The following is a 20319-nucleotide window of genomic DNA, read 5'->3' as shown; positions in this document are numbered from 1 at the left end:
TCCCTTGGTTGGTAGTTGGCGGTTCCGGTCACTCGTGCAGGGTGGCCGACAAAAAGCCCCTGAGCCGCTCGGTCTGCGGCGCCCCGAATATCGAATCGGGGGGGCCTTGCTCTTCGATCCTGCCTTCGTGCAGGAAAACGACGTGATTCGAGATATCGGCCGCCATGCGCATGTCATGGGTGACGACCAGCATGGTGCGGCCTTCCTCGGCCAGCGCCTTGATCACCTTGACGACCTCTTGTTCCAGTTCCGGGTCGAGCGCGCTGGTCGGTTCGTCGAACAGCAGCGCCTCGGGCTCCATCGCCAGCGCGCGGGCGATGGCGGCGCGCTGCTGCTGGCCGCCCGACAGTTGCGCGGGATAGGCGTCGGCCTTGTCTGCGATGCCGACCTTTTCCAGGTAGGCGCGGGCGGATGTCTCGACCTCGGCGCGGGGGCGGCCCAGCACGGTCACCGGCGCCTCCATCACGTTTTGCAGGATGGTCATATGGGCCCAGAGGTTGAATTGCTGGAACACCATCGACAGGTTGGTGCGGATGCGCAGCACCTGCGCTGGATCGGCCGGGTGGCGGCCATGATCGGTGCCGCGCCACTTCACCGGCTCGCCCTTGAACAGGATATCGCCCTGCTGGCTGTCTTCCAGCAGGTTGGCACAGCGCAGGATCGTGGATTTGCCCGAACCGGACGAGCCGATAAGCGACACCACGTCGCCCCGCCGGGCCAGGATGTCGACGCCCTTGATCACCTCAAGCGCGCCATAGGCCTTGTGCAGGTCACGGATTTCGATGACCGGATCGGTTTCCCCCACGTATCCCCCTGTTGCGGTGTTTTTTGTTGTTCACGGGATAATAGGGCTGAAATTCCGGGTCATTGCAACTTGCAATGCGCAACAAATACCCGGGAATCGGGCAATCTGACCCGTGGTCAACGGGTGTTTCGGCGGTTCCGCTCAGTCTTTGGGCGCGGGCGGCAGGGGCAGGGCGGTATAGGCCGTGGCGGGCAGATGCACGATGCCGCGCAGGCAAAGCGCGTGGCGATCCTGCGCGGAAAGCCCGTCGATCGCGCGGGCCAGGGCACGGGCCAGCGGCGCGGGATCGCGGCCCTGCGCTGTGACATAGGGCAGGGCGGGTGTGGGCGCGGTCCGGTCGAACGGGTCGAGCCGGGCGGCCGCGTGTTCGTCATGCCGCGCGAACAGGGTCAGCGTCACCGCGTCGATGGCGGCGAAATCCGCCCGCCCGTCCAGCACGGCCGCGACCGAGGCCAGGTGCGCGCCGGTTTTCAGCAGCCCGCCCGGCGCAAGCCCGTGCGCCGCCAGGTGCGCCACCGGCGCGGCCCAGCCCGATTGCGACAGCGGCTCGTTATAGGCCATCACGCCCTGTGCCAGCCCGGCCAGGTCGCGCGTGTCGCCGCGCCGGCGGATCAACTGGCTGACGTAATGCCCCGGCGGGCAACCGGGCAGGCCGTGATCGGGGCTGGCGACCAGCGTGACGTGCCCGTGCAGCCGCGCGCGAAAGGGCAGCCCGCAGGTCTGCGCCAGCAGCAGGTCGGGCGATTGCCAGATTTCCCAAAGGTCGCGGTCGCGGGTCAGTCCGGGCGGGGCATCGGGCAGCCCGGCGCGGATCGCCTGCCAAAGACGGTCTGTCGTGGCGGTCAGCCACGGCAGGTCGTACATCGGCAGGGCGGCGATCACCCGCCGCGCTCCGCCCTTTGCCGGGCGCGCGCGCTGTCCTGGTCCGAGATGCCGAGGAACGAGGTGACCATGCGCAGCAGCGCGTCTTCCTCGGCCTCGCGCACGCCGTCGGCCAGGACGACCTCCCACAGGGCGACGACGATGCCAAGGCGGTCTTCGTAGGGCACGGCGTCCTTTATGGCGAGGGTGAAGCGGTGGGTATCGGGCGCCTCGGCCTCGATCCCCTCGGCCACGGTGCGCAACTCCTGCGCCTGGTGTTCGGTCAGGCCGAACCGGGCCTGCACGATACGGTCGATGCGGGCGATCTCGGCCGGGTCGTAATGGCCGTCGGTCCGCGCGATCCGCACCAGAAGCGCAGTCAGCGCGATGCGCGCATCCTCATCGGGAAGGGTGCGCGGTGTCGGGGCCAGCAGGCGGGAGAGCAATTGAGACAACATGCGCCAAGACATAAGTCGCCCGCGCATCGCCGCCAAGCCCAATCGCACCCATCTGGCGGATCAGCTCGAAGCGCAGGTTGTCGATGGCGATGCCTTCGGGGTCGTCATTCGTGATCACCAGCGCCGCGATGCGTGGCTCCATGCCGGGCGTTCGAAAGGCGCGCGTCTCTTCGCCGAGCCCCGTCAGGTCGTGCCGGTCGAGCACCGATCCGTCGCGGGCGAGGAACAGAAACCAGCCGGTGCCGCCCTCGCCGCCGACGATATCGACCGACAGCGCCGCCTGGTCATGGTCGAACAGGATCGCGATCGCGCCCTCGCCCTCGGCCTCGCGTTTGGGATAGCCGGCCGGCCCCTGGCCGTTCAGCACGCTGCTTTTGCCCACCCGCGTGATGCTGAGAAGCGCGCCGCCCGGCACGTCGCCCAGCCGCAGGGGCGGGGTCGCCGGTCCGTCGATGCGGTCATAAGGGCCATCGGCGCTGCGCGACTGGCCGGCCAGGTGTTCGCCGAAACTCACGCCGTCGGCTTCGATCGCCTGGCGGTACAGCCGCCCGGGGCCATAGCCGCCGGCCATGTCCTCGAAATCCACCAGCCGCGCCAGCGACAGCTCTTGCGGGTCGACGCCGCAAACCGGCCGGTCGCAGGCCAGCGCGCCTGCGGGCCAGATCAGAAAAAACCACCAGACGACGCGCCGCATGGGGCGCAGCATAGCACGATCCGCCGGATTTCAGCCCTTTGGATGTGCGGGCGGCAGCACGTGGCCCTCTTCGGCGCGCTGGCGGGCGATGGCCTCGTCCTCCGGCGTCAGGCCAAGCGCCTCGGTCAGCGCGTGGATCAGCGACAGCTCCTCTTCGACGGCGATACCGTCGGCGATCATCACCTCGTGCAAGGCCTGCAGGGCGTCCAGCCGGTGCGCGTGATCCACGTTGTCGCGGATCAGCCCGGCGAAACTGCCGGTGCCCGGGGCCTGCTTTTCCAGCTTTTCGCAGGTCGCCCGCATCTTGGCGGCCTGCACCGGGTTCAGTTCGAACAGCCGCGCGATCAGCCGGTCGATGCGCTGGATCTCCTCGACCCGGTAGCTGTGGTCGGATTTCGCCACCCGCACCAGCAGCGCGCCGAGCGCGAGGTCGGCATCGGGTTGCGGCAATGCTGCGGGCTCGCCCGCGCGGAAGCGGGACAGAAGGCGCGCGAACATCAGCCGTCAAACCCTTTCACGATGACCATGTCGGCGGACGAAACCGGATCGCGGATCGCCTTGGCCGCCTGGTAGGCGGGCGAGTCGAAGCAGGCCAGCGCCGCCTCGTAGGTGGGAAACTCGATCACCACGGTGCGGCCGCGCGCCGCGCCCTCGCGGACCTGCTGTTCGCCGCCGCGCACGATGAAGCGCCCGCCGAACTCGGCGAAGGGCGCGGCATTGGCGCGCTTGTAGTCCTCGTAAATCTCGGGGTCGTCCACCTGGACATGTGCCACCCAGTAGCCCTTGGTCATCGCAGCCTCTCGTTGTTCATGCGCGGGCATCCTGCGCGCCCGGTGCGGCCCGGTCAAGGCCGGGGCGATACGTGCCACGCGGCCTCCCTAATCTCACCATAATTCCTGCCTAGCCTGGGTTGATTGGTATGGTGAAGGGATGTGCCGGTGACACACAAGCCCATCAGAAGGATTTACGATACGGATCTGCAGGATTTGCTGCAGGAGATTCGCGGCGGCAGTTCGCAGGAGCGCCGGACCGCGCTGCGCGAATTCGACTGGGCCAGCGGCGATACCCGCAAGCTGGGATGGTCGATGGCGCAGAAGGGGCTGGACCTCGGGACCGCGATGATCGTGTTTTTCAACGCCCGCCCCGAGCGTTACAACTATCTCCGCAAGGACAGGCTGCCGGCCGAGGCGCGGCTGCGCTGCCAGGTGCTGGACGCGATCCACCGCCGGGCGGTCAGCGGCTTTTACCTGCCCGACCCCGACGAGGGGCTGGGCGACGTCTTTGCCCGCATCCTCGATTGGGTCGAGCGCCAGGAAGAAGACCGCGCGCGCGGCCGCCAGGGCCGCTGGGTGTTCGATCCGGCGCTGTTCACCCCGATCACGCTGAAGGCGGTGCAGGCCGAGCGGGAAAAGGAGGATATGGAAGGGGCCGCGCCGGGGCAGGACACGCCGTTCGACCGGACGATCCTGTCCGACAACGCCCGCAGAGGCCGCCCGACGCTCTGGCGCGAGTTGCTGGGGCCGATCCTGGGGTGATCCGGGGGGGCGGCGTGGCAGGGTATTTTGGCCCAAGTGAAAACTGCCACGCGGATGTTCCGTTGCCGGGAAAATAAATTATGCAAAATCAAAATGTTGTTTGGGACGACTCCACCGCTCGAGTGGTTCGCGACAGAAGGGCATCGCATGGCCGCGGTCGGGCGATCCAACATCTGTGACTGGCAATTTATCGTCCAGCCACATTCTCCCTCAAAGCGTGGCACTTGCGGCAGCCAATCGCCCGGCCGGGGGGCGGCCGTGCGATGCCCGGGCCGCTGCGCGGCTGTTCCGGGCGGGGTGCATTGTTCAGATATCGGCCCAAGATGTGATCCCGTCATTCATCGCGCGTCACGCGAAGCTCCGCCGGTGGTGTGCCGCGGTTCACCGGGGATCAGACCAGCCGCGATGCCTCGACCGCGGCGCGCACGAAATCGGCGAACAGCGGGTGCGGATCGAAGGGTTTGGATTTCAGCTCGGGGTGGAATTGTACGCCGATGAACCACGGGTGATCCGACCATTCCACGATTTCCGGCAACCGCCCGTCCGGTGACATGCCCGAAAAGGTCAGCCCGGCCGCTTCCAGCTTTTCGCGGTACTTGATATCCACCTCGTAGCGATGGCGGTGGCGTTCGTCGATGGCGGTGCAGCCATAAACCTGCGCCACCTTGGACCCGTCCTTGAGCACCGCGTCATAGGCGCCCAGGCGCATCGTGCCGCCCTTGTCGTCGCTGGCCTTGCGGCTGACCTTCCGGTTGCCCTGCACCCATTCCTTCAGGTGATAGACCACGGGCTCGAACCGCTTTTTCCCGGCCTCGTGGTCGAATTCCTCGGACCCGGCGGCGGTCACGCCGGCGACGTTGCGCGCGGCCTCGATCACCGCCATCTGCATCCCCAGACAGATGCCCAGATAAGGGATCTTGCGGGTGCGAGCGAATTCGGCGGCCTTGATCTTGCCCTCGGTGCCGCGTTCGCCGAAACCGCCGGGCACCAGGATCGCGTCGTAACCCTCCAGGTGCGGGGCGGCATCCTCGCGGTCGAACACCTCGGCATCCACCCAGTTCACGTTGACCTTGACCCGGTTGGCCATGCCGCCGTGGGTCAGCGCCTCTTTGATCGACTTGTAGGCGTCTTCCAGCTGCGTGTATTTGCCGACGATGGCGACATTCACCTCGCCGTCGGTGTTGTGGATGCGGTCGACCACGTCTTCCCATTTCGACAGGTCGGGGCGCGGGGCCGGGCTGATCTGGAAGGCGTCCAGCACCGCCTGGTCCAGCCCCTCGCGGTGATAGGCCAGCGGCGCCTCGTAGATCGAGTTCAGGTCATAGGCGGCGACCACAGCCTCTTTGCGGACGTTGCAGAACAGCGCGATCTTCTCGCGTTCCTTGTCGGGGATCGGCTGTTCGGAGCGGCAGACAAGGATATCGGGCGCGATGCCGATGGATTGCAGTTCCTTGACGCTGTGCTGGGTCGGTTTGGTCTTCAGCTCGCCCGAGGCGGCAAGGTAGGGCAGCAGCGTCAGGTGCATGAAGATGCATTGCCCGCGCGGCTTGTCGTGGGAAAACTGGCGGATCGCCTCGAAGAACGGCAGGCCCTCGATATCGCCCACGGTGCCGCCGATCTCGCACAGCATGAAATCGACCTCGTCCTCGCCGATCGAGATGAAGTCCTTGATCTCGTTGGTGACGTGGGGAACGACCTGGATCGTCTTGCCCAGGTAATCGCCGCGACGTTCCTTTTCCAGAACGTTGGAATAGATCCGCCCGGAACTGACCGAGTCGGTCATGCGCGCGGGCACGCCGGTGAAGCGTTCGTAATGGCCCAGGTCCAGGTCGGTTTCCGCACCGTCGTCGGTCACGAACACCTCGCCGTGTTCGAACGGGCTCATCGTGCCGGGATCGACGTTGAGATAGGGATCGAGCTTGCGCAGCCGCACCGAGAAACCGCGCGCCTGCAACAGCGATCCCAGCGCCGCCGAGGCCAGCCCCTTGCCGAGTGAGGACACAACGCCGCCAGTGATGAAAATGAAACGTGCCATGTCGTGGCATCCCCCGTGAAGTCGCAAGAAACGAGCGCCCGCGCGGTCCGAATGGCCGCAGCATCACGGGACTCAAGTCATAAAGGATTCGCGCAGGAAGCGCAAGCAGACCGCAAGATGCTGTTATGGCCTGCCGCGCGTCCTCAAACGCTTGTGGTTTGCGGGTCTCAGTCGGCGCGGGGCACCAGCGGTGCGTCGTCGCCCCCCGCGGGCGGCAGCAACCCGTCGCCCGAAGGCAGGGCCGGCGCCGCATCGGCGGGTTCCTCCGCCGTCGGCTGGTTGCCGATACGGTCGAGAACCGAACTGCCGGCCGATTTCTGCGCCGCGACGATGGTCAGCGCCAGCGAGGTGCAGATGAATGCGATCGCCAGAACCCATGTCACCTTGCCCAGCGGCGTCGCCGGTGCGCGGCCCGCCGCCGCGCCGCCGCCGCCGATGCCAAGGCCGCCCCCCTCGGACCGCTGCAGCAGAACGATGCCGATCAGCGCCAGCGCAAGAAGAAGGTGGACGATGAGGATGACGTTTTCCATGGGGCCTCGGCTTGCCGGATATTCGTATCAGGGGCCATGTAATGATGTTTGGCCCAAGGGGCAAGCGGTCATTCCCGGCCCCGGGCGCCCCCATGCCGGCACCTGCGCGTGCCGGGCGCGGGGGGAGCGAGTATTTGCGGAACGATGAAGGGGCTATTCGTCCACATCGTCCATGTCGGCCTGCCCGCTGAGGCGGCGGCGCACATGGGACCAGTTCAGGCCGATGCCCAGCACCGTCGCCAGCGCCACCAGCGCGATCCAGGTGTTGCGCGTGGGATCGCGCAGGTCGAGCCAGCCGAAATCATGCGCCACCCACAGCAGGGCCGCGATGATCGCCAGCACCAGCCCCATGCCGAACGCCCCGATCGAACGCAGCGTGGCGCGCAGGTAGACGATGTAGCCCACCAGCAGCAACAGCCCGCACAGCACGACAAGCGGCATCTGTGCCTCCCAGTCGCGCCCGGCCCAGCGGGCATAGTTCCACCGTGTCGGGTTGTAGGTGGCCGAGAGCAGCGCGAAGGCCGCGATCCAGCGCAGGAGAAAGCCCATGAAAAACCTCCGGGTTGGCGCGCACGAGTTTTGGCGCGCGGCGGCGGTGCTGTCCAGCCCGCGGCGAATTTCCGGTTTCGCCGGGCCTCGGGCCTCGCTATACGGGGCGTCGGTTTCTGCCGTCAGGAAAGGGTCGTGACATGGCAAACGTGGTCGTTGTGGGCGCGCAATGGGGCGATGAGGGCAAGGGCAAGATCGTCGACTGGCTGTCGGAGCGGGCCGATGTGATCTGCCGCTTCCAGGGCGGGCATAACGCCGGGCATACGCTGGTGATCGACGGCACGGTCTACAAGCTGAACGCGCTGCCCTCGGGGGTGGTGCGCGGCGGCAAGCTGAGCATTATCGGCAACGGCGTGGTGCTGGACCCCTGGCATCTGCTGCAGGAGATTGAGACGATCCGCGGCAAGGGCGTCGATATCACGCCCGAGACGCTGATGATCGCCGAGAACACCCCGCTGATTCTGCCCTATCACGGCGAGCTTGACCGCGCCCGTGAAGAGGCCGCCAGCAAGGGCACCAAGATCGGCACCACCGGCCGCGGGATCGGCCCGTGCTACGAGGACAAGGTGGGCCGCCGCGCGATCCGGGTGGCGGACCTGGCCGACGCCGCCACGCTCGAGGCGCGGGTGGACCGCGCGCTGCAGCATCACGATCCGTTGCGCCGGGGGCTGGGGGTCGAGCCGATCGACCGCGACGGCCTGATCGCCGCGCTGACAGAGATCGCGCCCGAGATCCTGAAATACGCCGCGCCGGTCTGGAGGGTGCTGAACGAGAAACGCAAATCCGGCAAGCGTATCCTGTTCGAAGGGGCGCAGGGCGCGCTTCTGGACATCGATTTCGGCACCTATCCCTTCGTCACCTCCTCGAACGTGATCGCGGGGCAGGCGGCCACCGGCGTCGGCCTGGGGCCGGGGGCGGTCGATTACGTGCTGGGTATCGTCAAGGCCTATACCACCCGCGTCGGCGAGGGGCCGTTCCCGACCGAGCTGCACGACGGTGACGGCCAGCGGCTGGGCGAGCGCGGGCGCGAATTCGGCACCGTGACCGGGCGCAAGCGCCGTTGCGGCTGGTTCGACGCGGCGCTGGTGCGCCAGACCTGCGCCACCAGCGGCGTGAACGGCATCTCGCTGACCAAGCTGGATGTACTGGACGGGTTCGACACGCTGAAGATCTGCGTCGGCTACGAACTGGACGGCGAGCGGCTGGATTACCTGCCGACCGCCGCCGACCAGCAGGCCCGCTGCGTGCCGGTCTACGAGGAAATGGAAGGCTGGTCGGAGTCCACCGAAGGCGCGCGCAGCTGGGCCGAGCTGCCCGCCAACGCGATCAAATACGTGCGCCGGGTCGAGGAGCTGATCGAATGCCCGGTCGCGCTGTTGTCCACCTCGCCGGAACGGGACGACACGATCCTTGTAACCGACCCGTTCTCGGACTGATGGCGCTGGGTTACAAAGCCCGCAAGCGATGGGCGCTGGTAATCCTGCTGATCGGGTTACCGGCCTATGTGGTGGTGGCGGTGACGGTGGTGAACATGCTGGGCCGCCCGCCGATCTGGGCCGAGTTGCTGGTCTATGTCGGGCTGGGGTTTCTGTGGGCGCTGCCGTTCCGGTTCATCTTTCGCGGGGTGGGGCAGCCCGATCCCGACGATCCCGACCAGGGGCCATAGCCGGAACATCGAAAAGGCGGGCCGCGATGCCCGCCTTTTTTCATGCGTTGTGACCGGGCTCAGCCCGCGCGGCGTTCGCCGGGCTGAAAGCCGATATCGTCGGACACGGTGAACCGGCCGCCCTTGAGCTTCTGGATCTTGCCCTGGCGCAGAAGCTGGCCAAAGCTGCGCAGCCCGTCCTCGCGGCTGAAATCGTCGCCGATGGCCGAGCGTGCGCGGGTCATCAGCTGCGGGCGCGAGAACTGGTCGCGGCCTTCGACGAAGGACAGGTACGAGGCCGCGGCCTCGAGGATCTCGGGCAGGTCATGCGCGCCCATCGACTCGGCGTAATCGGCAAAGCTTTCGCCGTCGGTCGTGGCATGGACGGCGTCGCGCCGTTCCTCGTGGATATCGGCCATCGACACGCGGCGCGGGCGCACCGGCGCCTGCGGGGTGGCGGGGGCGTCGATGCGCTGTTCCGCCACCAGCTTGAGCGGGGCAGGCCGCGCCTGTTCGGTCGGTCGGGCGGTGCCGTTGCCCTCGGTGCGGGGGCGGCGGGGGCGCACGACGCTGGCCAGATCCTCGCGGAAGGCTTCGCTGATGGTATCCTCGCGGGCGCTGATACCGGCCGCCTTGTCGGCGCGGGTGGCGGCGACGGCGGCGCGCAGGTGCTGGATCGCGCTGCGGCGGTTGGCGGATTCGGGTTCGTCCATCTCGCTGTTGGTCTTGGCCATCAGGCGGCTCATGTCGCGTTCCGAGGCGGCCTCGTCCAGTTGTTCGCGGGCGCGGCGGCGTTCCTGCAGGTCGGGGCTGTCGTCCTCGGCCTCGGCGAAGATCGAGTCGATCTCGTCCCCGGCCTCGTCGTCGAAGGCGTGTATGCCGGAATCCTCGTCTTCCAGCTCGGCCTCGACCTCGGCCAGTTCGGCCTGCAACTCGGCCTCTTCCTCGGGCGACAGGGCGCTGTCGTCCAGTGCGTCCCAGTCGTCGTCCCAGTCGTCCTCGTCATCGGCGGCTTCGAGCTGGCCCCCGGCGATGGCGGCCTCGAAATCGGCGCGCTTCATCTTGACGACGCGGGCGCGCAGCGGCGCGGGTTCTTCGGCGATGGCGGTTTCCTCGACCGCGTCGTCCTGCGCGGTTTCCGCGTCCTCGTCTTCCTCGCGGGCGAGGGTCGACAGGAAATCGTCCAGCTCGTCCAGTTCGGTGGAGGCGGCGGTTTCGTCCTCGTCCGTTGCGACGGTTTCGGGCGCGTCTTCGGCCTCGTCATCCGACAGGCCGGCCAGCTTGTCGAGGATGCCGGCAACGTCGTCCTCGTCCGAGTCCCCGGCGGTGTCGTCGATGCGGGTTTCGTCGTCCAGCGTCAGGGTCTCTTCGGGTGCGTGCTCTTGCGTTTCTTCGACGGCGTCCCCGGCCAGCGCCTGCAGCTCGTCCTCAAGCGTATCGGCTGTATCCTCCGCCGCCACGGCGGGTTCGGCCAGGTCTTCGGGCGCGTCTTCCACGGCTGTTTCGGCCAGGATATCGGACAGGATGCTGTCGTCGTCCCCGGCCATGTCGGCGGGGGCGTCGGCATCGGCACCTTCGGTCAGCACCGCGTCGAGCGAGGCGATTTCAGGCTCGACGAAGCTGTCGGCGTGCTGGTCTTCGGAATAATCGCTGGCCTCGGCGGCGTTACGCGACACGACCGCGCGGATGCGCTGCAGCTTGGCCGCGATCGAGTTTTCATCGGTGGCCGCGGCGGCGGGGACGACGTGCTCGATTTCGGGTTCTTCGCTCACGGGCATCGTGAGTTCGGCGGCGGGTTCCTCCGCCTCGGGTTCCGCGACCTCGGCAGCCTCGGGTTCCTCTGCCTCGGCCAGCTCGGGCTCCACGGCCTCGGGTGTCTTGTCCGTCACGGGGGCAGGCGCGGCGGCGGCTTCCGGCTCTTGCGCCGGGGCCTCGGGTTCGGCCTCGGCCTCCTGCGCGGCGGCAGCGGTGCCGATGGCCGGGGCGGCCGTTGCGGCGTCGGCGGCGCGCAGGACGATCCCGCCCCGTTCCTCGCGTGCCTCGACCCGGCGGGCAACTTCACGCTCGGCGATACGGGCCAGCATCTCGGCGTCCGGGGTCGGCGGTTCGGCCCCGAAATAGCGATCGTCGGCGGCCAGGTCGCGGAAATACTCCGCGATTGCCTTCATCGTTTCGAACGAGTCATCGAAGCCTTCCAGCGTGCACGAGAACGTGCCATAGGAAACCGTCAGGATTTTACTCGTGTTCACCATGTTCACATCGCCTTTCGTTGCCTGCGAGCCGACATCTAGCACCCCGGTGACGCCGAAACGTGAACGAATCTTCGGTTATTACCGTATCATTTCGTGGCCGGAATGTGATTTGTTTCCAAAAACGTGGATAATCAATCAATGACCGATAAAATTGTTGAAAGCGAGGCGCCCCTGACGCTGGTCGGCGGGGGCTGGGCGGATCGCGCGCTGCTTGCCGACCTGCGCCGCCACGCGCCCGGGATCGTCGCGGCCGATGGCGGCGCGGGGCTGGTGCTGGCGTCGGGCGAGATGCCGCTGGCGGTGATCGGCGACATGGACAGCCTGGACGATGCCGCGCGCGCCCGGATCGACCCGGCGCGGCTGCACCGTATCGCGGAACAGGAGAGCACCGATTTCGACAAGGCGCTGCGCTCGGTCGCGGCGCCGCTGATCCTGGGCGCGGGGTTCATGGGGGCGCGGCGCGATCACGAGCTGGCGAATTTCAACGCGCTGGTGCGCCATCCGCACCGCCGTTGCGTGCTGGTGGGGATGGACGAACTTGTGACGCTGGCACCGCCCGACCTGACGATCGACCTGCATCCCGGCACGCGGGTGTCGCTGTTTCCGATGCGCGCGCTGCATGGCTGGTCCGAGGGGTTGCACTGGCCGATCGACGGGCTGGATTTCGCGCCCGACGCGCGGGTGGGCACCTCGAACGTGGCGACCGGGCCGGTGCGGCTGCGCTTTGCCGCGCCGGGGATGCTGCTTATCCTGCCGCGCGACGCGCTGGACCCGCTGGTGCGAACGCTGCTGGCAACGCCCGGGGCGTGGCCGGCGCCGTGACGAACCGGGGGTCCGTTTCCCAAAGGATGGCGTGCCGGCGATCCGCCGGGGTTTGAACGAAGCCCCCCGCCCGCGACCCGTATCATATTCACGAAATGCATTGCGTCCGCCGCGCCGTGCCCTATCCTTGCACGAAACGCAGGAACGGGAGGATGCCTTAGATGACAGTTCTGAAACCCACGCGCCGCGAGATCCTGAAACTGGCCGCGATGGCGCCGGCCTTTGCGCTGCCGGGTGCGGTGCGCGCGCAGCTCGGCGCGCCCGACACGCCCAACCCCGCGCATTTCCGCTTTACCCTGGGCGATGCGCGCATCACCATCCTGTCGGACGGGTTCTTCAGCCTGCCCGCCGACGGGCTGGGCGTGAACGCCCCGCGCGACGAGGTGCGGGCCTTCCTTGAGGCGCATTACCTGTCGCCCGAAGACGGCTATTCCCATACCAACCACCTGCTGGTGGAAAGCGGCGACGCCAAGGTGCTGGTCGATGTCGGCTCGGGCAGCCGGTTCCTGCCCACGGTCGGGCGGCTGATGGCCAACATGGAGAATGCCGGCATCGACCCGTCCGGGATCACCCATGTGGTCATCACCCATGCCCATCCCGATCACATCTGGGGCATCCGCGACGATTTCGACGAGCCGCTGTTTCCCGACGCGCAGTATTTCATCGGTCAGGCCGAGCACGATTACTGGATTCAGGACGACCTGGTGAACCGGGTGGCGCCCGAGGACCAGCAATTCGTGCTGGGGGCGGTGAACTCGCTCACCGCCGATGGGCTGGACTGGACGCTGCTGCAGAACGACCAGGAAATCGTGCCGGGCATCCGCGTGATCGACACGCCCGGCCACACGCCGGGCCATATGAGCGTGGTTCTGGAGGCGGGCGGCAGGCAGGTGATGGCGCTGGGCGATGCCATGTCGCACGCCTATACCAATTTCGCCCATCCCGAATGGTACAACAATTTCGACGCCGATGGCGATCAGACCGTGGCGACGCGGATGCGCCTGCTGGACATGGCCGCCGCCGACCGGATCGCGATCCTGGGTTATCACTTCCCGTTCCCCGGCGTGGGCCATGTGCTGCGCGAGGGCGACAGCTATCGCTTCCTGCCCGCGCTGTGGCAATTCACCGAGTGACGGGGGCAGGGGGGGGGGGCGCGACCTGCTCCCCTGCAGTTCGCAACAGAAGGGCATCGCACGGCCGCGGTCGGGCGATCCAACGGCTGTCAGTGGCAGTTTATCCTGCAGCCACCTCCTCCCTCAGGCCGTGGCACCTGCGGCAGCCAATCGCCCGGCCGGGGGGCGGCCGTGCGATGCCCGGGCCGCTTGCGCGGCTGTTCCGGGCGGGTGCATCTTTCAAACTTCCGCTTTGATCTTGGGGGAGGACGCGCCGTCCCTCTGGCCATCCCGGGCGCCCTGCGCTATCTCGCCGGGGTAGGATGCCGCAGGGGATGCAGATGGCCGAAAGCGCGAAATACGAAACACCCGGCCCGGTCGAGGAAAACTGGCACGATGCGATCTCGTCGATCGAGGACATCATCGAGGACGCGCGCAACGGGCGCATGTTCATCCTCGTCGATCACGAGGACCGCGAGAACGAGGGCGATCTGGTGATCCCCGCGCAGATGGCCACGCCCGAGGCGATCAATTTCATGGCCACCCACGGGCGCGGCCTGATCTGCCTGTCGCTCACCTCGGACCGGGTGGACCAGCTTGGCCTGCACCTGATGAGCACCCACAACTCGTCGCGCCACGAAACCGCCTTCACCATCTCGATCGAGGCGCGCGAGGGCGTCAGCACCGGGATCTCTGCCCATGACCGTGCCCGCACGGTCGCGGTGGCGATCGACGCGGGCAAGGGGGCACAGGATATCGCCACGCCCGGCCATGTCTTTCCGCTGCGCGCCCGCGACGGCGGCGTGCTGGTGCGCGCCGGCCATACCGAGGCGGCGGTCGACGTGGCGCGGCTGGCCGGGCTCAACCCGTCGGGCGTGATCTGCGAGATCATGAACGAGGACGGCACCATGGCGCGGCTGCCCGATCTGGTGGCCTTCGCGCAGCGGCACGGGCTGAAGATCGGGACGATCTCGGACCTGATTGGCTATCGCCGCCGCTATGACAACCTGGTCAGGATGAGCGCCGAAAAGACCATCACCTCGGAATTCGGCGGGGCGTGGCAGATGCGGGTCTATACCGACGAAACCCAGGGGGCCGAGCATATCGCGCTGATCAAGGGCGACATCTCGGGCGACACGCCGGTGCTGGTGCGGATGCACGCGCTCGACCCGCTGCACGACATGGTCGGCGCGGGGCCGAAGGGGCGCGCGTTCGAGTTCAGCGATTCCATGCGCCAGATCGCGCAGGAGGGGCGCGGTGTCGTGGTGCTGCTGCGCGACCTGGAAATGAAGATCGTGCACGAGGGCGAGGTGAGCCCGCAAACCCTGCGCCAATACGGGCTGGGGGCGCAGATCCTCAGCTCTCTGGGGCTGTCGCGGCTGGAACTGCTGACCAATTCCGGCACCCCCAAGGTGGTCGGGCTGGACGCCTACGGGCTGGAGATCACCGGAACCCGCAAGATCACGAGAGGTGCCTGAGATGGCCGGATCGGAAACCCACTATACCCTGCCGCGCGCCGAGTTCGACAAGCCGGTGAAGCTGCTGATCGTGGTCGCGCCCTATTACAGGGACATTGCCGACAACATGATCGCCGGCGCCACGGCCGAGATCGAGGCCGCGGGCGGCACCTGGGACATCGTCGAGGTGCCCGGCGCGCTGGAGATACCCACCGCCATCGGCATGGCCGAACGGCTGAGCAATTTCGACGGCTACGTGGCGCTTGGCTGCGTGATCCGGGGCGAGACGACGCATTACGACACCGTCTGCAACGACAGCAGCCGGGGCCTGACATTGCTGGGCCTTCAGGGGCTGTGCATCGGCAACGGCATCCTGACGGTGGAAAACCGCAAGCAGGCCGAGGTCCGCGCCGATCCCGGCGATCAGAACAAGGGCGGCGGGGCGGCCGCGGCGGCCTTGCATCTGGTGGCGCTTGCCCGTAAGTGGGGCGCGCCCCGCGCCGGCGTGGGGTTCCAGCCCGCGCGCGACGAATACCGGATCGCGGGGCAATCCAGGGACGACACCACCGCATGACCAGCCGCTCCGCGCCCAAGGGCGATGCCCGCAGACAGAAGAAATCCGCCGCCCGGCTTTATGCCGTGCAGGCGCTGTTCCAGATGGAACAATCCGGCCAGTCCGCCGATGCGGTGGTGCAGGAATTCCTCGATCACCGCTTCGGCGCCACCTACGAGGGCGACGAGATGGCCGAGGGCAATCCCGACCTGTTCCGCGCCCTGGTGGAAGAGGCGGTCAACTGGCAGTCGAAGATCGACCACATGACCGACCGCGCGCTGGTGGCGAAATGGCCGCTGGGGCGCATCGATTCCGTGCTGCGCGCGCTGTTCCGCGCGGCGGGCGCCGAACTGGTGACGCAGGACACCCCGCCAAAGGTCGTGATCAAGGAATTCGTCGATATCGCCGGCGCCTTCTTTCCCGACGGGCGCGAGCCCGGTTTCGTCAACGCCGTGCTCGACCACATGGCGCGCGAGGCGCGGCCCGAGGCGTTTTGATCCCCCGGCAGGGCAAAGCCGGGCGCACCGGCCCGGTTTGCCTGCTGCAAATCAGCGCAGTTGCGGCCGAAACCGGCCCGATCCGCCTGTTTTTCCGGCTTTGGGCTTGAAGGCGCGGGGCGCTGGCCTATCCTGAATACCAGCTTCACGGAGAAAACCCATGCCCCGGCTCATCCGCCTTTATATCGTCAATGTCGCCATCGGCTTCGGCATCGCGGCGGCGTTCGTGGGGATGATGCTGTATTTCAACGTGGCGAACCTCTGGCACCTCGTTACCCATTCCGACAAGGGGCTGCTGGCCGTTCTGGTGCTGTGGCTGGCCAACGGGATCGTGTTCGCCGGGGTGCAGTTCGCCATTGCCGTGATGCGGATGAAGGACGACGACGATGACGAGCCGCGCGGCGGCAACCGCAGCCCCGTCCGTGTGGACATGACGCGCCCGGTGCCGGTCAAGGCTGCCGCACGCGCGCCGCGCCGCCGCTGAGCGGCGCTAATTTTCTGAAAACAAAGGGAAAAGTGGCGGGCCCGCAGCGACCGTGTGGTTTTCTCATTCCCGAGGACCTGTATATACAGGTGGGCGTCAGGTAACCGGGCCAGGACCCGGACAGAGCCAACTCCCTCGGAATTGCTTAAGGCCACCGGAATGCAACCGTTTCACGAGAAGAGCAGCACCCGCCAATCCGCTACGTAATCCCTTGCGGGCCCTCCGACAAGGGGTTGCATTTGTTCACGATATGTTCATGATCGTGCCATGACCGACCGCACCCAACCCGGACAGCTTCTGGCGCGTGGCGTTTCCCGGCACCTGGCCAGCCACGGCTTTGTCTCTGTCGAGGAATTCGTGCCCGCGCGCGGGTTGCGCGTCGACGTGATGGGGCTGGGCCCCAGGGGCGAGCTGTGGGTGGTGGAATGCAAATCCTGCCGCGCCGATTTCCAGTCCGACAGCAAATGGCAGGGCTACCTGGACTGGTGCGACAGGTATTTCTGGGCGGTCGATGCCGATTTCCCGACCGAGCTTTTGCCGGACGAAACCGGGCTGATCCTGGCCGATGCCTGGGATGCCGAGATTATCCGCATGGGCCCCGAGGCGAAACTGCCCGCGCCGCGCCGCAAGGTGCTGACGCAGAAATTCGCGGTTCATGCCGCCCGCAGGCTGCACGCGTTCCGCGACCCGGATTTCACTTTCGGGGTTTGACGCCGCGCGCCATGCGGGCGGCGGCGCGGATTTCCTCGGCGATTTCCTCGGCCTCTTCGGGGGAGAAATCCATCGGGATCTCGATCTCGCCCGCTTCGATGAACAGGCGCACCATGCCGTGATCGGTCGGGCCGATCTGAAGGTTCGCCTCGATATCGCGTTCGGTATTGATGCCCATCTGGCGTCTCCTTGGTCTGGAACGGGCGATTAGCGGTTTCACCCTTGATTGGCAAGCCGCCGCAGGGTCAGATGCGGATCATGGACGATATCGAACTGCGCGACCTTGCGATTGGCGATGCGGGCTGGCTGATCCAGCAGCACGGGATGCTTTATGCCCGGGAAGAGGGGTTCGACAAGACGTTCGAGGCGCTGGTGGCCGAAATCCTGGCCGCCTATATCCGCGAAAACGACCCCGAATGCGAACGCGCCTGGATCGCGTGGCGCGGGGATGAGCGGCTGGGCAGCATATTCTGCGTGCGCCAGGACGCCGCGACCGCCAAGCTGCGGCTGTTCCTGATCGTGCCCGGCGCGCGCGGGCTGGGGCTGGGCCACCGGTTGCTGACCACCTGCATGGACTGGGCGCGGGCGCGCGGATACCGGCGCATGGCGCTCTGGACCCATGAAAGCCACCGCGCGGCCTGCGCGCTTTATGCCAGCCACGGATGGCGCTGCACCCGGTCGGTGCCGGTGCATAATTTCGGCGTCGACCTTGTGGAACAGGCGTGGGAAATCGACCTGTAGGCGGGGCGCAGAAAATCCGCCCAATCCTCTTGCAATCGCGCACGCAGCCCGCTAAATCGCCCGTCAGTGCCGCCTTAGCTCAGTTGGTTAGAGCGCTGGATTGTGGATCCAGAGGTCCCCTGTTCAAGCCAGGGAGGCGGTACCATCATTCCCCGGCCGTGACCGTGATTTCCTGCTGCACCGCGCCCGTTGTCGCATTGTAGATCAGGATGCGGTCATCGTCGGTGACCACCGCGAACCAGCCGTCCCCTTGCGTGAACGCCGTGGCGCCGGTGCCCGCGGGCAGGGCGATCCGGTCGGGCAGAGCGGGGCCCTGGTCGCGCAGACGGGTGACAAGCAGCGCGATCACCACTATGACGCCCACGATCATCACCGCCGTCAGGGTCGTCACCAGCAGGCGGAGGAATTTCAGGTTTGCCGGTTCTTCCGGCTGGGGCAGGTCATCCATGCAAAGCACCCTTGTCACCGTGCGTATCGGCGCGGAACCGCCGCCCCGCCTTGATAAGGCGCTGGCGCGCGATGTGCCAGAGGCGGCGGCGCTGTCGCGCACAAGGCTGGCCCGCCTGATCGCCGAAGGCGCGGTGCGCGTGAACGGCGCGGTCGCCACCGACGCCAAGGCGCGGGTGGCCGAGGGCGATATCGTCGAGATCACCGTGGAACAGGCCACCGAAAGCCATATCGGCGCCGAGGATATCGCGCTGGACGTGGTGTACGAGGATGACGACCTGATCGTCATCGACAAGCCCGCCGGCATGGTCGTGCATCCCGCGCCCGGCAGCCCCGGCGGCACGCTGGTCAACGCGCTGCTGCATCATTGCGGCGACACGCTGTCCGGGGTGGGCGGCGAAAAGCGGCCCGGCATCGTGCACCGGATCGACAAGGACACCAGCGGCCTGCTGGTGGTGGCGAAATCCGACCGCGCCCATCACGGGCTGGCCGAACAGTTCGAGAAACACACCGTCGAGCGCGCGTATCTTGCGCTGTGCTACGGGGTGCCCGACCAGGCCGATCCGCGCCTCAAGGGCGTGCGCGGCGTCAGCTTCGAACCCGGCGGCGTGATGAAGATCACCACGCAGCTTGCCCGCCACAAGACCGACCGCCAGCGGCAGGCGGTGCTGTTCCAGGGCGGGCGGCACGCGGTGACGCGGGCGCGGGTGCTGGAAAGCTTTGGCCAGCCCCCGGCGGCGGCGCTGGTCGAATGCCGGCTGGAAACCGGGCGCACGCACCAGATCCGCGTGCACATGGCCCATGCCGGGCACGGGCTGATTGGCGACCCGGTCTATGGCGGGCGGCGCAAGCTGTCGGAAAAGGCGCTTGGCCCGGTCGCTGCCGGGGCGGCGCGCGGCTTTGCCCGGCAGGCGCTGCACGCCGCGATCCTGGGCTTCGTGCATCCCGTGACCGGCGAAACCCTGCGGTTCGAGGCCGCGCCGCCCGCCGATTTCGCGGCGCTGCTGGCGGCATTGCGGGGCTGAAACCCCGTGCACAAGGGCGTGATCGCGCTGTCACAGAACGGGTAAACCGACGGAGGTTTGCCCATATCCCGTATGTAGGACACGAACCCTTGAAACGGGTCGCATAGCGCCCTATCTGCTATGTTAAGCCCTTAAACATTAAGGAGGGGACAGGGAACATGAGCAATTACGCAAATCTGCCGGCACCGACGCCCGAAGGCGGGCTGAACCGCTATCTTCAGGAAATCCGTAAATTTCCGCTGCTGGAGCCGGAAGAGGAATACATGCTGGCCAAGCGCTGGGTCGAGCAGGAGGATGCGGAAGCCGCGCACAAGATGGTCACGTCGCACCTGCGGCTGGCGGCCAAGATCGCCATGGGCTATCGCGGCTACGGCCTGCCGCAGGCCGAGGTGATTTCCGAGGCGAATGTCGGCCTGATGCAGGCGGTCAAGCGGTTCGATCCCGAAAAGGGGTTCCGCCTTGCGACCTATGCGATGTGGTGGATTCGCGCCTCGATCCAGGAATATATCCTGCGATCCTGGAGCCTTGTGAAGCTCGGCACGACCTCGGCGCAGAAAAAGCTGTTCTTCAACCTGCGCAAGGCCAAGGCCCGTATCGGCGCGCTGGAAGAGGGCGATTTGCGCCCCGAGAACGTCAAGCAGATCGCGCATGACCTGGGCGTGACCGAGGACGAGGTCATCAGCATGAACCGCCGCATGTCGGGCGGGGATGCATCGCTCAATGCCACCGTGGGGCAGGAGGGCGAAGGCACCATGCAATGGCAGGACTGGCTGGAGGACGAAGACGCCGACCAGGCCGCCGATTACGAGGAACGCGACGAGCTGGAGGCGCGGCGCGAGATGCTGGCCGAGGCGATGTCGGTGCTGAACGAGCGTGAACGCGATATCCTGACCCAGCGCCGGCTGAGCGAGGATACCGTGACGCTGGAAGACCTCAGCACGCAATACGACGTCAGCCGCGAACGCATCCGCCAGATCGAGGTGCGCGCCTTCGAAAAGCTGCAGGAACGGATGCGCGAACTGGCCGCCGAAAAGGGGATGCTGCCCGCCGCGTAAGGCGTGCGGACCCACCGAAAACAGGCAGGCCCCGTGCGGCGACGCGCGGGG

25 protein-coding genes and 1 tRNA gene are annotated in these 20319 nt (G+C 67.1%); 14 read left to right on the top strand and 12 right to left on the bottom strand.

The features are described 5' to 3' along the window. Positions 1–28 precede the first annotated feature (28 nt). The 6 genes from F3H87_RS10325 to F3H87_RS10300 all read right to left on the bottom strand — a co-directional run bounded on the left by F3H87_RS10325 (position 29) and on the right by F3H87_RS10300 (position 3609). On the bottom strand, positions 29–805 hold the full coding sequence (locus F3H87_RS10325) for an ABC transporter ATP-binding protein (protein WP_149788823.1): 777 nt from the start codon (positions 803–805) through the stop codon (positions 29–31). 141 nt (positions 806–946) lie between these two features. Next, positions 947–1687 carry a phosphate/phosphite/phosphonate ABC transporter substrate-binding protein gene (locus F3H87_RS10320; protein WP_149788824.1) on the bottom strand — a complete coding sequence of 247 codons (741 nt, stop codon included), beginning with the start codon at positions 1685–1687 and terminating at the stop codon, positions 947–949. Beyond that, positions 1684–2124 carry a tellurite resistance TerB family protein gene (locus F3H87_RS10315; RefSeq protein WP_149788825.1) on the bottom strand — a complete coding sequence of 147 codons (441 nt, stop codon included), beginning with the start codon at positions 2122–2124 and terminating at the stop codon, positions 1684–1686. Before F3H87_RS10315 ends, F3H87_RS10320 begins: the two co-directional genes overlap by 4 nt. Then, positions 2066–2830, bottom strand: a complete 765-nt coding sequence (locus F3H87_RS10310) for a hypothetical protein (RefSeq protein WP_149788826.1) — start codon at positions 2828–2830, stop codon at positions 2066–2068. The genes F3H87_RS10315 and F3H87_RS10310 overlap by 59 nt, the downstream gene beginning before the upstream one ends. 18 nt (positions 2831–2848) lie before the next feature. Continuing rightward, positions 2849–3316: a tellurite resistance TerB family protein gene (locus F3H87_RS10305; RefSeq protein ID WP_149788827.1), complete on the bottom strand. Its 468-nt coding sequence runs from the start codon at positions 3314–3316 to the stop codon at positions 2849–2851. Beyond that, positions 3316–3609, bottom strand: a complete 294-nt coding sequence (locus F3H87_RS10300; RefSeq protein WP_149788978.1) for a DUF1330 domain-containing protein — start codon at positions 3607–3609, stop codon at positions 3316–3318. The genes F3H87_RS10305 and F3H87_RS10300 overlap by 1 nt, the downstream gene beginning before the upstream one ends. Positions 3610–3756: 147 nt before the next feature. Here F3H87_RS10300 and F3H87_RS10295 point away from each other — a divergent pair, with 147 nt between their 5' ends. After that, the gene (locus tag F3H87_RS10295; protein WP_149788828.1) at positions 3757–4353 is read left to right on the top strand and encodes a hypothetical protein; all 597 of its coding nucleotides are present in this window, start codon (positions 3757–3759) and stop codon (positions 4351–4353) included. 391 nt (positions 4354–4744) lie between these two features. On the opposite strand, the gene F3H87_RS10290 is transcribed toward F3H87_RS10295, so the two are convergent. From F3H87_RS10290 to F3H87_RS10280, 3 genes are all read right to left on the bottom strand, one after another. After that, entirely contained in the window at positions 4745–6388 is a 1644-nt protein-coding gene (locus F3H87_RS10290; RefSeq protein ID WP_149788829.1) for a CTP synthase, read from the bottom strand. Between the two features lie 167 nt (positions 6389–6555). After that, the gene (secG, locus tag F3H87_RS10285; RefSeq protein ID WP_149788830.1) at positions 6556–6918 is read right to left on the bottom strand and encodes a preprotein translocase subunit SecG; all 363 of its coding nucleotides are present in this window, start codon (positions 6916–6918) and stop codon (positions 6556–6558) included. A gap of 153 nt (positions 6919–7071) precedes the next feature. Then, on the bottom strand, positions 7072–7467 hold the full coding sequence (locus F3H87_RS10280; RefSeq protein WP_149788831.1) for a DUF6524 family protein: 396 nt from the start codon (positions 7465–7467) through the stop codon (positions 7072–7074). A 140-nt stretch (positions 7468–7607) separates the two neighbouring features. On the opposite strand from F3H87_RS10280, the gene F3H87_RS10275 reads away from it, so the two are divergent. Both F3H87_RS10275 and F3H87_RS10270 read left to right on the top strand, forming a co-directional pair. After that, on the top strand, positions 7608–8903 hold the full coding sequence (locus F3H87_RS10275) for an adenylosuccinate synthase (RefSeq protein WP_149788832.1): 1296 nt from the start codon (positions 7608–7610) through the stop codon (positions 8901–8903). Further along, entirely contained in the window at positions 8903–9133 is a 231-nt protein-coding gene (locus F3H87_RS10270) for a DUF2842 domain-containing protein (RefSeq protein WP_149788833.1), read from the top strand. Before F3H87_RS10275 ends, F3H87_RS10270 begins: the two co-directional genes overlap by 1 nt. 59 nt (positions 9134–9192) lie before the next feature. On the opposite strand, the gene F3H87_RS10265 is transcribed toward F3H87_RS10270, so the two are convergent. Next, positions 9193–11364 carry a midas domain-containing protein gene (locus F3H87_RS10265; protein ID WP_188129225.1) on the bottom strand — a complete coding sequence of 724 codons (2172 nt, stop codon included), beginning with the start codon at positions 11362–11364 and terminating at the stop codon, positions 9193–9195. Between the two features lie 138 nt (positions 11365–11502). Here F3H87_RS10265 and F3H87_RS10260 point away from each other — a divergent pair, with 138 nt between their 5' ends. From F3H87_RS10260 to F3H87_RS10230, 7 genes are all read left to right on the top strand, one after another. Beyond that, the gene (locus F3H87_RS10260; RefSeq protein WP_149788834.1) at positions 11503–12186 is read left to right on the top strand and encodes a thiamine diphosphokinase; all 684 of its coding nucleotides are present in this window, start codon (positions 11503–11505) and stop codon (positions 12184–12186) included. Between the two features lie 161 nt (positions 12187–12347). Continuing rightward, complete coding sequence (locus tag F3H87_RS10255; RefSeq protein WP_149788835.1) at positions 12348–13319, top strand: MBL fold metallo-hydrolase; 972 nt, start codon at positions 12348–12350, stop codon at positions 13317–13319. Between the two features lie 320 nt (positions 13320–13639). After that, on the top strand, positions 13640–14776 hold the full coding sequence (ribB, locus tag F3H87_RS10250; protein ID WP_149788836.1) for a 3,4-dihydroxy-2-butanone-4-phosphate synthase: 1137 nt from the start codon (positions 13640–13642) through the stop codon (positions 14774–14776). A 1-nt stretch (position 14777) separates the two neighbouring features. Further along, positions 14778–15329: a 6,7-dimethyl-8-ribityllumazine synthase gene (locus F3H87_RS10245; protein ID WP_149788837.1), complete on the top strand. Its 552-nt coding sequence runs from the start codon at positions 14778–14780 to the stop codon at positions 15327–15329. Beyond that, positions 15326–15805, top strand: a complete 480-nt coding sequence (nusB, locus tag F3H87_RS10240) for a transcription antitermination factor NusB (RefSeq protein ID WP_149788838.1) — start codon at positions 15326–15328, stop codon at positions 15803–15805. Before F3H87_RS10245 ends, nusB begins: the two co-directional genes overlap by 4 nt. Before the next feature lie 160 nt (positions 15806–15965). After that, positions 15966–16289 (top strand): hypothetical protein, encoded by a 324-nt coding sequence (locus tag F3H87_RS10235; protein WP_149788839.1) that lies wholly within the window; start codon positions 15966–15968, stop codon positions 16287–16289. Positions 16290–16556: 267 nt separating this feature from the next. Continuing rightward, a complete protein-coding gene (locus F3H87_RS10230) occupies positions 16557–17000 on the top strand; it encodes an MmcB family DNA repair protein (protein ID WP_149788840.1) in 444 nt (147 codons plus the stop codon). Here the strand turns inward: F3H87_RS10230 and F3H87_RS10225 are convergent. Continuing rightward, entirely contained in the window at positions 16984–17178 is a 195-nt protein-coding gene (locus F3H87_RS10225; RefSeq protein ID WP_149788841.1) for a DUF6324 family protein, read from the bottom strand. The two genes, F3H87_RS10230 and F3H87_RS10225, sit on opposite strands and share 17 nt — an antisense overlap. Positions 17179–17258: 80 nt before the next feature. Between F3H87_RS10225 and F3H87_RS10220 the strand changes: the two genes are divergently transcribed. Together F3H87_RS10220 and F3H87_RS10215 are read left to right on the top strand one after the other, a co-directional pair. Further along, positions 17259–17741, top strand: coding sequence for a GNAT family N-acetyltransferase (locus F3H87_RS10220; RefSeq protein WP_149788842.1), 483 nt, complete (start codon positions 17259–17261; stop codon positions 17739–17741). A 68-nt stretch (positions 17742–17809) separates the two neighbouring features. Beyond that, positions 17810–17886: transfer RNA gene (locus F3H87_RS10215), tRNA-His, on the top strand. On the opposite strand, the gene F3H87_RS10210 is transcribed toward F3H87_RS10215, so the two are convergent. Next, positions 17887–18189, bottom strand: a complete 303-nt coding sequence (locus tag F3H87_RS10210) for a DUF6476 family protein (protein ID WP_188129226.1) — start codon at positions 18187–18189, stop codon at positions 17887–17889. It abuts the tRNA gene before it with no gap. On the opposite strand from F3H87_RS10210, the gene F3H87_RS10205 reads away from it, so the two are divergent. Further along, a complete protein-coding gene (locus F3H87_RS10205; protein ID WP_149788843.1) occupies positions 18188–19213 on the top strand; it encodes an RluA family pseudouridine synthase in 1026 nt (341 codons plus the stop codon). The genes F3H87_RS10210 and F3H87_RS10205 overlap by 2 nt on opposite strands. A gap of 158 nt (positions 19214–19371) precedes the next feature. After that, positions 19372–20268 carry an RNA polymerase sigma factor RpoH gene (gene rpoH, locus F3H87_RS10200; RefSeq protein WP_149788844.1) on the top strand — a complete coding sequence of 299 codons (897 nt, stop codon included), beginning with the start codon at positions 19372–19374 and terminating at the stop codon, positions 20266–20268. The last annotated feature ends 51 nt before the right edge of the window (positions 20269–20319 follow it).

The sequence above is a fragment of the Lutimaribacter pacificus genome (assembly GCF_900142185.1).
GTDB lineage: Bacteria > Pseudomonadota > Alphaproteobacteria > Rhodobacterales > Rhodobacteraceae > Lutimaribacter > Lutimaribacter pacificus.
Note: the sequence above shows the minus strand (reverse complement) of the source record. Positions and strands in the feature narration are given on the sequence as shown.